The organism is Cupriavidus sp. HY129 (genome assembly GCF_059492215.1).
Genome location: NZ_CP083254.1, coordinates 2,215,485 through 2,229,188, shown reverse-complemented (window position 1 = coordinate 2,229,188; position 13,704 = coordinate 2,215,485). Strand labels below are relative to the sequence as shown.

At 62.3% G+C, this 13,704-nt stretch carries 11 protein-coding genes; 10 read left to right on the top strand and 1 reads right to left on the bottom strand.

Annotated elements, in window-relative coordinates:
* Positions 1 to 53 precede the first annotated feature (53 nt).
* From carB to K6G35_RS10025, 3 genes are all read left to right on the top strand, one after another.
* Positions 54 to 3,302: a carbamoyl-phosphate synthase large subunit gene (gene carB / locus K6G35_RS10035; protein ID WP_495675627.1), complete on the top strand. Its 3,249-nt coding sequence runs from the start codon at positions 54 to 56 to the stop codon at positions 3,300 to 3,302.
* A gap of 237 nt (positions 3,303 to 3,539) precedes the next feature.
* Positions 3,540 to 4,016, top strand: a complete 477-nt coding sequence (gene greA / locus K6G35_RS10030) for a transcription elongation factor GreA (protein WP_008641647.1) — start codon at positions 3,540 to 3,542, stop codon at positions 4,014 to 4,016.
* A 15-nt stretch (positions 4,017 to 4,031) separates the two neighbouring features.
* Entirely contained in the window at positions 4,032 to 4,523 is a 492-nt protein-coding gene (locus K6G35_RS10025) for a DUF4149 domain-containing protein (RefSeq protein WP_017513923.1), read from the top strand.
* 65 nt (positions 4,524 to 4,588) lie between these two features.
* On the opposite strand, the gene K6G35_RS10020 is transcribed toward K6G35_RS10025, so the two are convergent.
* Positions 4,589 to 5,098: a YhbY family RNA-binding protein gene (locus tag K6G35_RS10020; protein ID WP_008641651.1), complete on the bottom strand. Its 510-nt coding sequence runs from the start codon at positions 5,096 to 5,098 to the stop codon at positions 4,589 to 4,591.
* A gap of 156 nt (positions 5,099 to 5,254) precedes the next feature.
* Here K6G35_RS10020 and K6G35_RS10015 point away from each other — a divergent pair, with 156 nt between their 5' ends.
* From K6G35_RS10015 to pstA, 7 genes are all read left to right on the top strand, one after another.
* Positions 5,255 to 5,920 (top strand): RlmE family RNA methyltransferase, encoded by a 666-nt coding sequence (locus K6G35_RS10015; protein WP_008641653.1) that lies wholly within the window; start codon positions 5,255 to 5,257, stop codon positions 5,918 to 5,920.
* A 201-nt stretch (positions 5,921 to 6,121) separates the two neighbouring features.
* Positions 6,122 to 8,023, top strand: a complete 1,902-nt coding sequence (gene ftsH / locus K6G35_RS10010) for an ATP-dependent zinc metalloprotease FtsH (RefSeq protein ID WP_008641654.1) — start codon at positions 6,122 to 6,124, stop codon at positions 8,021 to 8,023.
* A gap of 112 nt (positions 8,024 to 8,135) precedes the next feature.
* Positions 8,136 to 9,005, top strand: a complete 870-nt coding sequence (gene folP / locus K6G35_RS10005; protein WP_008641655.1) for a dihydropteroate synthase — start codon at positions 8,136 to 8,138, stop codon at positions 9,003 to 9,005.
* Positions 9,006 to 9,010: 5 nt separating this feature from the next.
* Positions 9,011 to 10,354, top strand: coding sequence for a phosphoglucosamine mutase (gene glmM, locus K6G35_RS10000; RefSeq protein WP_008641656.1), 1,344 nt, complete (start codon positions 9,011 to 9,013; stop codon positions 10,352 to 10,354).
* A 303-nt stretch (positions 10,355 to 10,657) separates the two neighbouring features.
* Positions 10,658 to 11,689, top strand: coding sequence for a phosphate ABC transporter substrate-binding protein PstS (gene pstS, locus K6G35_RS09995; protein ID WP_008641657.1), 1,032 nt, complete (start codon positions 10,658 to 10,660; stop codon positions 11,687 to 11,689).
* Positions 11,690 to 11,802: 113 nt separating this feature from the next.
* Entirely contained in the window at positions 11,803 to 12,768 is a 966-nt protein-coding gene (pstC, locus tag K6G35_RS09990; protein WP_008641658.1) for a phosphate ABC transporter permease PstC, read from the top strand.
* Positions 12,765 to 13,694 carry a phosphate ABC transporter permease PstA gene (gene pstA, locus K6G35_RS09985; RefSeq protein WP_495675626.1) on the top strand — a complete coding sequence of 310 codons (930 nt, stop codon included), beginning with the start codon at positions 12,765 to 12,767 and terminating at the stop codon, positions 13,692 to 13,694. Before pstC ends, pstA begins: the two co-directional genes overlap by 4 nt.
* The last annotated feature ends 10 nt before the right edge of the window (positions 13,695 to 13,704 follow it).

Genomic DNA, 13,704 nt, shown 5'->3' with positions numbered 1-13,704 from the left:
ACCGGCCCGGCCCGCGCCCAACCGCGCGAGCCGGCCAACAAAGAGAGCGTGCAATGCCAAAGCGCACAGATATCAAGAGCATCCTAATCATCGGCGCGGGCCCGATCATCATCGGTCAGGCGTGCGAATTCGACTACTCCGGCGCGCAGGCCTGCAAGGCGCTGCGTGAAGAGGGCTTCAAGGTCATCCTGGTCAACTCGAACCCGGCGACCATCATGACGGACCCGAACACGGCCGACGTGACGTACATCGAACCCATCACCTGGGAAGTGGTCGAGCGCATCATCGAGAAGGAGCGCCCGGATGCGATCCTGCCGACCATGGGTGGCCAGACCGCGCTGAACTGCGCGCTGGACCTGCACCGCCATGGCGTGCTGGACAAGTACAAGGTCGAGCTGATCGGCGCGTCGCCGGAAGCCATCGACAAGGCCGAGGACCGCCAGAAGTTCAAGGACGCGATGACCAAGATCGGTCTCGGTTCGGCCAAGTCCGGCATCGCCCACTCGATGGACGAGGCCGTGGCCGTGCAATCGCGCATCGCCCAGGAAACCGGCACCGCCGGCTACCCGATCGTGATCCGCCCGTCGTTCACGCTGGGCGGCACCGGCGGCGGTATCGCCTACAACCGCGAAGAATTCGAGGAAATCTGCAAGCGTGGCCTGGACCTGTCGCCGACGCGCGAGCTGCTGATCGAGGAATCGCTGCTGGGCTGGAAGGAATACGAGATGGAAGTTGTTCGCGACAAGGCGGACAACTGCATCATCATCTGCTCGATCGAAAACCTGGACCCGATGGGCATCCACACCGGTGACTCGATCACGGTGGCCCCGGCCCAGACGCTGACCGACAAGGAATACCAGATCCTGCGTAACGCCTCGCTGGCCGTGCTGCGCGAGATCGGCGTGGACACCGGCGGCTCGAACGTGCAGTTCTCGATCAATCCGACGGATGGCCGGATGATCGTGATCGAGATGAATCCGCGCGTGTCGCGTTCGTCGGCCCTGGCCTCGAAGGCCACCGGTTTCCCGATTGCGAAGGTTGCCGCCAAGCTGGCCGTCGGCTACACGCTCGACGAACTCAAGAACGAAATCACCGGCGGCCAGACCCCGGCCTCGTTCGAACCGTCGATCGACTACGTGGTCACCAAGGTGCCGCGTTTCGCGTTCGAAAAATTCCCGGCCGCAGACAGCCACCTGACCACCCAGATGAAGTCGGTGGGCGAGGTGATGGCCATGGGCCGTACGTTCCAGGAATCGTTCCAGAAGGCACTGCGTGGTCTGGAAGTGGGCGTGGACGGCCTGGACGAAAAGTCGACCGATCGCGACGAAGTGATCGAGGAAATCGGCGAAGCCGGCCCGGACCGTATCTGGTACGTGGGCGACGCATTCCGCCTCGGCATGTCGCTGGAGGAAGTGCAGAGCGAGACCGATATCGATCCGTGGTTCCTGGCCCAGATCGAAGACATCGTGAAGACCGAAGGCCTGGTGCGTAATCGCACGCTGGAAAGCCTGTCGACCGCCGAACTGCGTCACCTGAAGCAGAAGGGCTTCTCGGATCGCCGCCTGGCCAAGCTGCTGAAGACCGACGCGAAGGCCGTGCGTCAGGCGCGCGTGGCGCAGAACGTGCGCCCGGTCTACAAGCGCGTGGACACCTGCGCGGCCGAGTTCGCCACGAACACCGCGTACATGTACGGCACCTACGAGGCCGAGCATGGCGAGTGCGAAGCCGACCCGACCAACAACAAGAAGATCATGGTGCTGGGCGGTGGCCCGAACCGGATCGGCCAGGGTATCGAGTTCGACTACTGCTGCGTGCACGCCGCGCTTGCGCTGCGCGAAGACGGGTACGAGACCATCATGGTCAACTGCAACCCCGAAACCGTGTCGACCGACTATGACACCTCGGACCGCCTGTACTTCGAGCCGCTGACGCTGGAAGACGTGCTGGAAATCGTCGACAAGGAAAAGCCGGTCGGCGTGATCGTCCAGTACGGCGGCCAGACTCCGCTGAAGCTGGCGCTGGATCTGGAAGCCAACGGCGTGCCCATCATCGGCACGAGCCCGGACATGATCGACGCCGCGGAAGACCGCGAGCGCTTCCAGAAGCTGCTGCAGAACCTGGGTCTGCGCCAGCCGCCGAACCGTACCGCGCGCGCTGAAGACGAGGCACTGCGCCTGGCCGAGGAAATCGGTTATCCGCTGGTGGTGCGTCCGTCGTACGTGCTGGGTGGCCGCGCGATGGAAATCGTGCACGAGCCGCGCGACCTCGAGCGCTACATGCGCGAGGCCGTGAAGGTGTCGAACGACTCGCCGGTGCTGCTGGACCGATTCCTGAACGACGCCATCGAGTGCGACGTCGACGCCCTGTGCGACGGCAATCGCGTGTTCATCGGCGGCGTGATGGAGCACATCGAACAGGCAGGCGTCCACTCGGGCGACTCGGCCTGCTCGCTGCCGCCGTACTCGCTGTCGCAGGCAACCGTCGACGAACTGAAGCGCCAGACCGCCGCGATGGCCAAGGCGCTGAACGTGGTGGGTCTGATGAACGTGCAGTTCGCGATCCAGCAGCGGAATGGCGAGGACATCGTCTACGTGCTGGAAGTGAACCCGCGCGCGTCGCGTACGGTGCCGTACGTGTCGAAGGCCACCGGCCTGTCGCTGGCCAAGATCGCCGCGCGTTGCATGGCCGGCCAGTCGCTTGATTCGCAAGGTATCGGCGAAGAGGTGGTGCCGCCGTACTACAGCGTCAAGGAAGCTGTGTTCCCGTTCAACAAGTTCCCGGGCGTGGATCCGGTCCTCGGACCTGAAATGCGTTCGACCGGCGAAGTGATGGGCGTGGGCAAGGTGTTCGGCGAAGCGCTGTTCAAGAGCCAGCTGGCCGCCGGTTCGCGCCTGCCCGAGAAGGGCACCGTGCTGATCACCGTCAAGGACAGCGACAAGCCGCGCGCCGTGACCGTGGCCCGCATGCTGCACGACCTCGGTTACCCGATCGTCGCCACACGTGGCACGGCATCGGCCATCGAGGCCGCCGGCATCCCGGTCCGGGTTGTCAACAAGGTGAAGGACGGCCGTCCGCACATCGTGGACATGATCAAGAACGGTGAACTGGCGCTGGTCTTCACGACGGTCGACGAAACGCGCACGGCCATCGCCGATTCGCGTTCGATCCGTATCGCCGCGCTGGCCGCCCGCGTGCCGTACTACACCACCATCGCCGGCGCCAACGCCGCGGTGGAAGGCCTCAAGCACATGCAGAACCTGGAGGTCTACGACCTGCAGGGCCTGCACAAGCAGCTGGCCTGACATGCCTGATGCTGCGGTGCGGGGAATGTGACCCCGTACCGCAGTAGTCCGTCCGTCGGGTTGATACCGGCGGCGGTTCTGGCCTACACTACGTCGAATTCGCCGATTGCACCGGCCTTGCTGGCCGCTGTGTGATCCCATCTGAAAGCCGCGGTTGAGCGGAAGTGCTGCCTGGCAGGTGACTGCCGGCGCATGGTTCCAGCTCCGCTGCGGCTCATTTTTTTGTTGAACAAGACAATGAGCACCATTCCGATTACCAAGCGTGGCGCCGAACTCCTGAAGGAAGAGCTGCAGCGCCTCAAGGCCGTCGAGCGTCCTGCGGTGATCAACGCCATCTCCGAGGCGCGTGCCCAGGGCGACCTGTCGGAAAATGCCGAATACGACGCCGCTAAGGAAAAGCAGGCGTTCATCGAAGGCCGCATCCAGGAAGTGGAAGCGAAGCTTTCGGCCGCCCAGGTGATCGATCCGACCCAGCTGGACACGGACGGCCGCATCGTTTTTGGCGCCACCGTGGATCTGGAAGACCTGGAATCTGGCAGCCCTGTGAGCTATCAGATCGTCGGTGACGACGAGGCGGATCTCGATACCGGCAAGATCTCCGTGAGCTCGCCGATCGCACGCGCACTGATCGGCAAGTTCGAAGGCGACGTAGCAGTCGTGCTGGCCCCGGGCGGCGAGCGCGAGTACGAAGTCATCACGGTTCGCTACATCTGACGGCGCGGGACAGGCGTGTTCTCCTCGTCTTACTCGAATCTGCCGCCGTTGCCGCATCGTCTGTTTCTGCTGCTGACCGTGATCTGGGCCGGCAGCCTGTGGACGATCGGCTATCTGGTGGCGCCGACGCTGTTCTCGGTGCTGCCGAGCCGCGAAACGGCCGGGATGATCGCCGGGCATCTGTTCCGCTACGAGGCGATCCTCGGCATGACCGTGGGCGTGCTTCAGCTCGTGCTCTGCAATGTGCTGATCCGCCGTGGCGCCGAGCGTTATCGCTCGTTGCGCTGGATCGTCCTGGCCATGCTGGTATGCGTGCTGGCCGGCTATTTCGGTGTGCAGCCGTTCATGGAAGGACTCAAGGTCAAGGCTCAGGCGCTGAATCTGGGCGTGTCCGAATCACCGTACAAGGCCGAATTCGGCATGTTGCACGGGGTGTCCAGCGTGATCTATCTGGTTCAGAGTGTGCTGGCACTGGTGCTGGTGTGGCGGGCTAGCGCGCCACGCTGAGCAAAGGTGTGAAAAAAGGCGGCCTCGGCCGCCTTTTTGGTGGAACTGGCCGATTCGGCCACTGGTCAACCCAGTGCTTTCTTTTTCTGGCTGGCCGGGCGGGCGCGGGAACGCTTGACGTTACCACCCTGGGTCACACGTTCGTTGCCCAGTACGGTGACTGCCGTGCTCTTGGGGCGGCGTTGACCGGAGGTGCTCGGCTTGCGGACCATGACGGTGCGTGGGGCTGCGCCTGTGCCAGTAGCACGGCGACGCGCGGCGGCTCCCAGTTCCTCCGGCAGGTTTTCCTTCAGGAGGGCGGGGCCCGGACGCCAGATCACGAGCAACTTGCCGATGTGCTGGATCGGCGCGGCGCTGAGTTCGTCACAAATGGCGTCGTAAATGGCAATGCGTGCGTCGCGTTCGTCACCGAGGACGCGAATCTTGATCAGATCGTGAGCCGCCAGGCTCCGGTCGATCTCGGCCAGGACCGCACGGGTCAGGCCTTCCGCACCGATCATGACCACGGGATTGAGGCTGTGGGCGCGCGAGCGCAGGTCGGAGCGTTGGGCGGAAATCAGTTGTAGGGCTGGCATGAGAGGGCAAATAGCGATTTGGCGCGTATTATCCGCCAAAATATCGCCGGCAGGCGGTAAAGATCTCCAAATCGGGAGAAAAAGCTCCGCACGGTCGTTCGACTTGCGGTGCCAATCCCGCCAAACCGGTAAGTAGCAAGTAGGCAAGTCTCATCAATGGCCAAGAACAAATTCAATCAGTCGTGGCTGCACGACCACATCAACGATCCGTACGTGAAGATGGCCCAGCGCGAGGGCTATCGCGCCCGCGCGGCCTACAAGCTCAAGGAGATCGACGATCAGGACAAGTTGATCCAGCCAGGCCAGGTCATCGTGGATCTGGGCGCCGCGCCGGGCAGCTGGAGCCAGTACGCCCGGAACAAACTGGCCGCTTCACCCCGCGCGAAAGACGGCCGGATCGACGGCGCCGTGGTGGCGATCGACATCCTGCCGATGGAGCCGGTGGCCGACGTGACCTTTATCCAGGGCGATTTCCGGGAGGAAGAGGTATTCCGTCAGCTCGAGCAGGTGGTGCTCGATGCGTCTGGTGGCTCCCGCATCGACCTTGTTATCTCCGATATGGCCCCCAACTTGTCTGGCGTGGCCTCGGCCGATGCCGCGCGGATCGAGTATCTGTGCGATCTGGCGCTGGACTTTGCCCAGGCCCACCTGAAGCCGGAAGGTTCCTTGCTGGTCAAGTGCTTTCACGGCTCGGGCTACAGCCAGATCGTGGAAAAGTTCAAGCGGCAGTTCAAGGTCGTCGCGAGCCGCAAGCCCAAGGCGTCGCGTGACAAGTCTTCGGAAACATTTATTCTTGGGCGCTACCTGAAGTCGATGGACTGACGCGGGCCCAAAACATGCCGCAGGCGCTCCCAGTGCTCCCAAAAGGGGGCAGGGTACGCCCGGGCGGTGCGCGACTTGCCCTGAATGGGCCGTATCAGGCACTATCAGGTCCATAGATTCAGATTTCCCTGCGGGGGCGGGGGCTGCATTACAATGCAATGCAGCTACCCGTTGGCAAGGCAATTGGAAAGGAGTTCGGCCTTGAATAACAACCTGTTTCAAAAGGCGGCAATCTGGCTCGTAATCGCGCTGGTATTGTTCACCGTCTTCAAGCAGTTCGACAAACCGCGTGCCCAGGACAGTGTCACCTATTCGCAGTTCATGGATGACGCCAAGAACGGCAAGGTGTCGCGTGTCGACGTGCAGGGCCGCAACCTCGTGGTTTCGCCCAAGGAAGGCTCCAAGTACACGATCATTTCGCCGGGCGATATCTGGATGGTCGGCGACCTGATGAAGTACGGTGTCCAGGTGACCGGCAAGGCTGACGACGAGCCCAACGTGCTGGTCCAGGCGCTGTACTACCTCGGACCGACGCTCCTGATCATCGTCTTCTGGTTCTATATGATGCGGCAGATGCAGGGCGGGGGGAAAGGCGGAGCCTTCTCCTTCGGTAAATCCCGCGCGCGCCTGATCGACGAGAACCAGAACGCCGTTACCTTCGCTGACGTCGCGGGTTGCGACGAGTCGAAGGAGGAAGTGGTCGAACTGGTCGACTTCCTGAAGGACCCGCAGAAATTCCAGAAGCTGGGCGGACGTATTCCGCGCGGCGTGCTGCTGGTCGGGCCTCCGGGTACCGGCAAGACGCTGCTGGCGCGTGCTATCGCCGGTGAGGCCAAGGTGCCGTTCTTCAGCATCTCGGGTTCGGACTTCGTGGAAATGTTCGTCGGCGTGGGTGCAGCCCGTGTGCGCGACATGTTCGAGAACGCCAAGAAGCAGGCCCCCTGCATCGTGTTCATCGACGAAATCGACGCGGTCGGTCGCCATCGTGGCGCCGGCATGGGCGGCGGTAACGACGAGCGCGAGCAGACCCTGAACCAGATGCTGGTCGAGATGGATGGCTTCGAGGCCAACTCTGGCGTGATCGTGATCGCCGCGACCAACCGTGCCGACGTGCTGGACAAGGCGCTGCTGCGTCCGGGCCGTTTCGACCGTCAGGTCTATGTGGGCCTGCCGGACATCCGCGGCCGCGAGCAGATCCTGAAGGTCCATATGCGCAAGGTGCCGATCGGCAACGACGTGGACGCATCGATCATCGCTCGTGGTACGCCTGGCTTCTCGGGTGCGGACTTGGCTAACCTGGTCAACGAGGCTGCGCTGTTTGCCGCCCGCCGCAGCAAGCGCGTGGTGGACATGCAGGACTTCGAGGACGCCAAGGACAAGATTTACATGGGCCCGGAGCGCAAGTCGACGGTCATGCGCGAGGAAGAGCGCAAGGCCACGGCTTACCACGAGTCTGGCCATGCCGTGGTTGCCAAGCTGCTGCCGAAGGCCGATCCGGTCCACAAGGTCACGATCATGCCGCGCGGTTGGGCGCTGGGCGTGACTTGGCAGTTGCCGGAGCATGACAAGTACTCGAAGTACAAGGACAACATGCTCGAGGAAATTGCCATCCTGTTCGGCGGCCGCGCTGCCGAAGAGGTGTTCCTCAACGCCATGAGCACCGGTGCTTCGAACGACTTCGAGCGTGCCACCAAGATCGCCCGCGATATGGTGACCCGCTTTGGCATGAGCGATTCGCTCGGCGCGATGGTCTACGTGGACACAGAGCAGGACGGCATGTTCGGCAAGCTGTCGTCGAAGACCGTGTCCGAAGCGACGCAGCAGAAGGTTGACGCAGAGATCCGCCGCATCATCGACGATCAATACGCGCTGGCCAAGCGCTTGCTCGAAGAGAACCGCGACAAGGTCGAAGCGATGACCAACGCGCTGATGGAGTGGGAAACGATCGACGCCGAACAGGTGAACGACATCATGGCGGGCCGTCCGCCGCGTCCGCCGCGTGGCGCGCAGGGTCCGAACAGCGGTGGCAACACGCCTCCCGGCGGTTCCCCGGTGGCACCGACCAATGCACCCGCAACGGCACGTGCCGACGAAACGGTTTGATACGGATGTGACATGAGGTGATACGCAGAGACCAGCTCGCAAGGGCTGGTTTCTGATAGCCTCTCAGGCCGGTGCCTTGCGCGCCGGCTTTTTTGTTTTCAGGACGCGAATCTTGTCGACCGAGTTCTTCCAGTGCGGGCGCTATCGTTTTTCCCGCCGCCGCCGCCCACTCGTGATGGGTATTCTCAATGTGACCCCCGATTCGTTCTCCGATGGCGGGCAGCACACCACCCGTGACGCCGCGCTGCGCCACGCGGAGCAATTGATTGCAGAGGGTGTCGACATCATCGATATCGGTGGAGAGTCCAGCCGACCTGGGTCGGCCGCGCTGCCGCTCGATCAGGAACTAGATCGTGTGATGCCGATTGTCGAGTCGCTGGCCGATTGCGGTAAGCCGCTTTCGATCGACACCTACAAGCCGGAGGTTATGCGTGCAGCGCTGGCGGGCGGAGCGGATCTGATCAATGATATCTGGGGCTTCCGAATGCCGGGTGCCGTTGAGGCAGTTGCCGCAGGGCAGTTCGGACTATGCGTCATGCATATGCAGCGTGATCCCCAGACGATGCAGGAGGATCCGCACTACACCGATGTGGTTGCCGAGGTAGCGTCTTTTCTGGAAGAACGGGTGTCAACCCTGCGTGCGGCGGGCATCGACACGGCGCGTATTTCCCTTGATCCAGGTTTTGGATTTGGCAAGACTCCAGACCATAATCTGAGGTTGCTCGGGCAATTACCTAGCCTTGCCGTTGATGGCCTGCCGCTCCTGGTGGGCCTGTCGCGCAAATCGACGCTGGGTGCAATCATCGGCGGCAAACCTCCACAGGCGCGCGTAGCTGCCAGTGTGGCGGCAGCCGTGTGCGCAGCTGAGCGCGGTGCATATATCGTCCGGGTACATGATGTTGAACAAACAGTGGACGCCCTCAAGGTGTGGTGGGCGGTCCGCCAAGAATCAGTTGCCCCCGATGGGCAACACGGAGAATGAGAAATATGACACGCAAGTATTTCGGGACAGACGGCGTGCGGGGTCGGGTCGGCGACGCGCCGATCACGCCAGATTTTGTGATGCGACTTGGCCATGCGGCCGGCAAGGTGCTGGCGCTGGGGCAGAAGAGTTCGCAGGGCAAGCCCACCGTCCTGATTGGCAAGGACACGCGGATCTCTGGATATATGCTGGAAGCGGCACTCGAGGCCGGCTTTACAGCCGCAGGCGTCAATGTGCTGCTGACTGGTCCGTTGCCCACGCCGGGCATTGCCTATCTCACGCGAACGCTCCGGTTGGCGGCGGGAGTGGTGATTTCCGCAAGCCACAACCCGTACTACGACAACGGTATCAAGTTCTTTTCGGCGTCGGGTGACAAGCTGCCCGATGACGTGGAATCGCGGATCGAGGCCATGGTTGAAGAGCCAATGACCTGCGTGCACTCGGATGAACTCGGCCGCGCCCGCCGGATCGACGACGCTGCAGGTCGTTACATCGAGTTTTGCAAGAGCACATTCCCGTACGAACACGACCTGCATGGTCTGAAGATCGTAGTCGATTGCGCTAATGGTGCCGCTTATCACATCGCACCGCATGTGTTCCACGAGTTGGGCGCCGAGGTGATTTCGATCGGCAACCAGCCCAATGGCCGCAACATCAACGCCGGGTATGGTGCCACCGCGCCCGAGAAGCTGATCGAAGCAGTCAAGGCTAACGGCGCGGATCTCGGCCTGGCATTCGACGGCGACGCCGACCGCCTGCAGGTGGTGGACGCCGATGGCCGGTTGTACAACGGCGATGAGTTGCTCTATCTGATTGTGCGCGATCGTCAGGCGTCCGGCCAGCGGGTAGAAGGTGCGGTCGGCACGCTGATGACGAACATGGCAGTCGAACTGGCGCTCAAGCGCATTGGCGTGTCGTTCGTCCGCGCCAAGGTTGGCGACCGTTACGTGCTCGAGGAACTCAATCGACGCCACTGGCAGCTCGGCGGCGAGGGATCCGGGCATCTGCTGTGCCTGGACAGGCATACCACGGGCGATGGCATCGTGTCCGCGCTGCAGGTGCTGGCCGCGCTACGCCGCAGTGGCAAGACCCTTCCGCAACTGCTGGATGGCGTGAGTCTGTTCCCGCAGACGCTCATCAACGTGCGCGTCGAGAAGGGCTTTGACTGGCAGAACCACGCTGGACTCAAGGCTGTCCGGGAGCGTGTGGAGCCCGAACTGGAAGGCCGGGGTCGGGTACTGATCCGCGCCTCGGGAACGGAGCCCGTGGTCCGTGTGATGGTGGAGGCCGAACAGGTGGAAACCGCTGAGCGCGCCGCGCAGGAGCTTGCCGCCGCATTGCGTGCCTGAGCGTTCCTCTGGGCAGTTCAACGCTGTCAAAAGGCCACGGCATTGTGTCGTGGCCTTTTCTTTTTCGCAAATAAGGCAATTAACCGCCGTCACTTACCGCCATCCATAGATGAAATACTATCAATAATTGGGTGGCGATTGAGGCGCAAATGTATGCTGGCACATTGACAAGCCCTTGAATATCGGGGCCTCCAGGTGGCGTTTGAAGAAGATTTGGCGATGTCATGGAACTGTCATATGGAGAGCATACAGTTCGCCTTGTCAAAAATTTGTCATTCCCAACCCATGTTCTCTGGAGGACATATGAAGCTGGTCAAGACTGCCGTAGCAGGCATCGTGTCGATTGTGGTGGCGGGTACTGCGTTCGCGGCGGAAATTACCGGTGCTGGCGCTTCTTTCCCGGCGCCTGTGTATTCCAAGTGGGCTGATGCCTACCAAAAAGCAACGGGCAACAAGGTCAACTATCAATCTATCGGTTCGTCGGGTGGTATCAAGCAGATCGGCGCCAAGACCGTTGACTTCGGCGCTTCGGACGCTCCGCTGAAGGACGACGAACTGGCAAAGGGCAACCTGATCCAGTTCCCGACCGTGATCGGTGGCGTAGTGCCGGTGATCAACCTGCAAGGCGTGAAGCCGGGCGAGCTGATCATCACGGGTGACGTGCTGGCCAACATCTACCTCGGCAAGATCAAGAAGTGGGACGATCCCGCGATCAAGGCCCTGAACCCGAAGGCCCACCTGCCGAGCCAGGACATCCTGCCGGTGCGTCGTGCCGACGGCTCGGGTACGACGTTCATCTTCACGAACTACCTCTCGAAGGTCAGCCCTGACTGGAAGAACTCGGTGGGCGAAGGCACCACGGTGAACTGGCCGGGCGGTGGCACGGGCGGCAAGGGTAACGAAGGCGTGGCCGCCTTCGTGCAGCGTCTGAATGGCGCCATCGGCTACGTCGAGTATGCCTATGCCAAGCAGAACAAGATGACGTACCTGACGATGAAGAACTCGGCAGGCGAGATCGTCAAGCCTAGCGACGAAGCCTTCAAGGCGGCCGCTGCCGGCGCTGACTGGAGCAAGTCGTTCTACCAGATCCTTACGAACGAGCCGGGCAAGACGGCATGGCCGATCGCTGGCGCCACCTTCATCCTGCTGCACAAGACGCAGGAAAAGGCGGCACAGGGCCAGGAAGTCATGAAGTTCTTCGACTGGGCCTACAAGAGCGGTGGCACGATGGCTGCTGAACTGGATTACGTACCGCTGCCGGAATCGGTCGTGAACCAGATTCGCTCGACCTGGAAGAACAGCGTCAAGGACGGTTCGGGTAAGGCACTGTACTAATCCCGAAGTCTGTCCGGTCACGTAGTCCGGGGTCGTGCCTCGGCGTTGCGTGACGGGTGCCGCGGCGGCTGAAAAGCCGCCGCGGCTCCGATTCACCCATCGATCTTTTCATCATGGCGACCTCGTCCGATCTTCCCGTCGTCCGGCCTCCCAGCCGTCTTGGCGACATCCTGTTCGGCGGCCTGACCCGCGGCGCCGCCATTGTGACGCTGTTGCTGCTCGGCGGCATCATCGTGTCTCTGGCCATCAGCGCCTGGCCCTCGATCAGCAAGTTCGGCATTTCGTTCCTCTGGAACTCGGAATGGGATCCACCCGCCGACGTCTACGGCGCGCTTGTTCCCATCTACGGCACGATCGTCACCTCGCTGATCGCGCTCATCATCGCCGTGCCGGTCAGCTTCGGCATCGCACTGTTTCTTACCGAGCTGTCGCCCGCCTGGTTGCGCCGGCCGCTCGGCACCGCCATCGAGCTGCTCGCCGCAGTGCCGTCGATCGTCTACGGCATGTGGGGTCTGCTCGTGTTCTCTCCGATCTTCGGCGAGTACTTCCAGAAGCCGCTGGCCAACACCATCGGTCAGGTACCCGTGATCGGCAAGCTGTTCCAGGGCGCTCCGCTCGGCATCGGTCTGCTCTGCGCGGGTGTGATTCTGGCGATCATGATCATCCCGTACATCGCCTCGGTGATGCGCGACGTGTTCGAAGTCACCCCGGTGCTGCTGAAGGAATCGGCCTACGGCATTGGCTGCACTACCTGGGAAGTGATGTGGCGCGTGGTGCTGCCCTTTACGCGTGCCGGCGTCATCGGTGGCGTCATGCTTGGCCTGGGCCGCGCGCTGGGCGAAACGATGGCGGTCACGTTCGTGATCGGCAACACCAATATCCTCGACAACGTGTCGCTGTTTTCGCCGGGCAACAGCATTACCTCGGCGCTGGCGAATGAGTTCGCCGAAGCCGGCGCTGGCCTGCATACCGCCGCGCTGATGGAACTGGGCCTGATCCTGTTCTTCATTACGTTCGTGGTGCTGGCGCTGTCCAAGCTCCTGCTGCTGCGTCTGGCCAAGAATGAGGGTGGAAAATGAACCAAGCCAGTCAAGCCAGTCAAGCCAGTCAAGCCAGTCAAGCCGTGTCAACTTCGTCCATCCCCGCCGTACGTCCTGACTCGGACGCTGTGCGCGCGCGCCTGCAGGGCTCGCGCCGCCGCATGAACATGTACGCGCTGACCGCGTCGCTGGCCGCGATGGGTTTCGGCCTGTTCTGGCTGGCATGGATTCTCTGGACCACCATCTCGCTGGGCGTCGGCGGCCTGTCGCTCGACCTGTTCACACAGATGACGCCGGCCCCGAACACCGCCGGCGGTGGTTTGGCCAACGCCATCTTCGGCAGCTTCGTGCTGGTGGGCATGGCCACGCTGATCGGCACGCCGCTGGGTATCCTGGCCGGCATCTACCTGTCCGAATATGGCAAGAAATCGCCGCTGGCCAGTTTGATCCGTTTCATCAACGACATCCTGCTGTCGGCCCCGTCGATCGTGATCGGTCTGTTCGTCTATGCCATCGTGGTGACCCGCATGGGCCATTTCTCGGGCTGGGCCGGTGTCTGCGCGCTGGCACTGCTGCAGGTGCCGATCGTGGTCCGTACCACCGAGAACATGCTGAACCTGGTGCCGAACGCATTGCGTGAAGCTGCCGTTGCGCTTGGCACGCCCAAGTGGAAGATGGTGATGTCGATCACGATCAAGTCGTCGTACGCGGGCATCGTGACCGGCGTACTGCTGGCCGTGGCCCGTATCGCCGGCGAAACCGCGCCGCTGCTGTTCACCGCGCTGTCCAACCAGTTCTGGAGCGCCGACCTGAACAAGCCGATGGCCAACCTGCCGGTGACGATCTTCCGCTTTGCCATGAGCCCGTTCACCGAATGGCAGCAACTGGCGTGGGCCGGCGTGTTCCTGATTACGATTGGTGTGCTTGCGCTGAACATCATCGCGCGCATGCTCTTCAAGAAGTAACAATTCAAGC

Bases quoted from the DNA above. Each gene is read 5' to 3' on its own strand.
- carB (WP_495675627.1), top strand. From the start codon at position 54: ATGCCAAAGCGCACAGATATCAAGAGCATCCTAATCATCGGCGCGGGC.
- greA (WP_008641647.1), top strand. From the start codon at position 3,540: ATGAGCACCATTCCGATTACCAAGCGTGGCGCCGAACTCCTGAAGGAA.
- K6G35_RS10020 (WP_008641651.1), bottom strand. From the start codon at position 5,098: ATGCCAGCCCTACAACTGATTTCCGCCCAACGCTCCGACCTGCGCTCG.
- K6G35_RS10015 (WP_008641653.1), top strand. From the start codon at position 5,255: ATGGCCAAGAACAAATTCAATCAGTCGTGGCTGCACGACCACATCAAC.
- glmM (WP_008641656.1), top strand. From the start codon at position 9,011: ATGACACGCAAGTATTTCGGGACAGACGGCGTGCGGGGTCGGGTCGGC.
- pstS (WP_008641657.1), top strand. From the start codon at position 10,658: ATGAAGCTGGTCAAGACTGCCGTAGCAGGCATCGTGTCGATTGTGGTG.
- pstC (WP_008641658.1), top strand. From the start codon at position 11,803: ATGGCGACCTCGTCCGATCTTCCCGTCGTCCGGCCTCCCAGCCGTCTT.
- pstA (WP_495675626.1), top strand. From the start codon at position 12,765: ATGAACCAAGCCAGTCAAGCCAGTCAAGCCAGTCAAGCCAGTCAAGCC.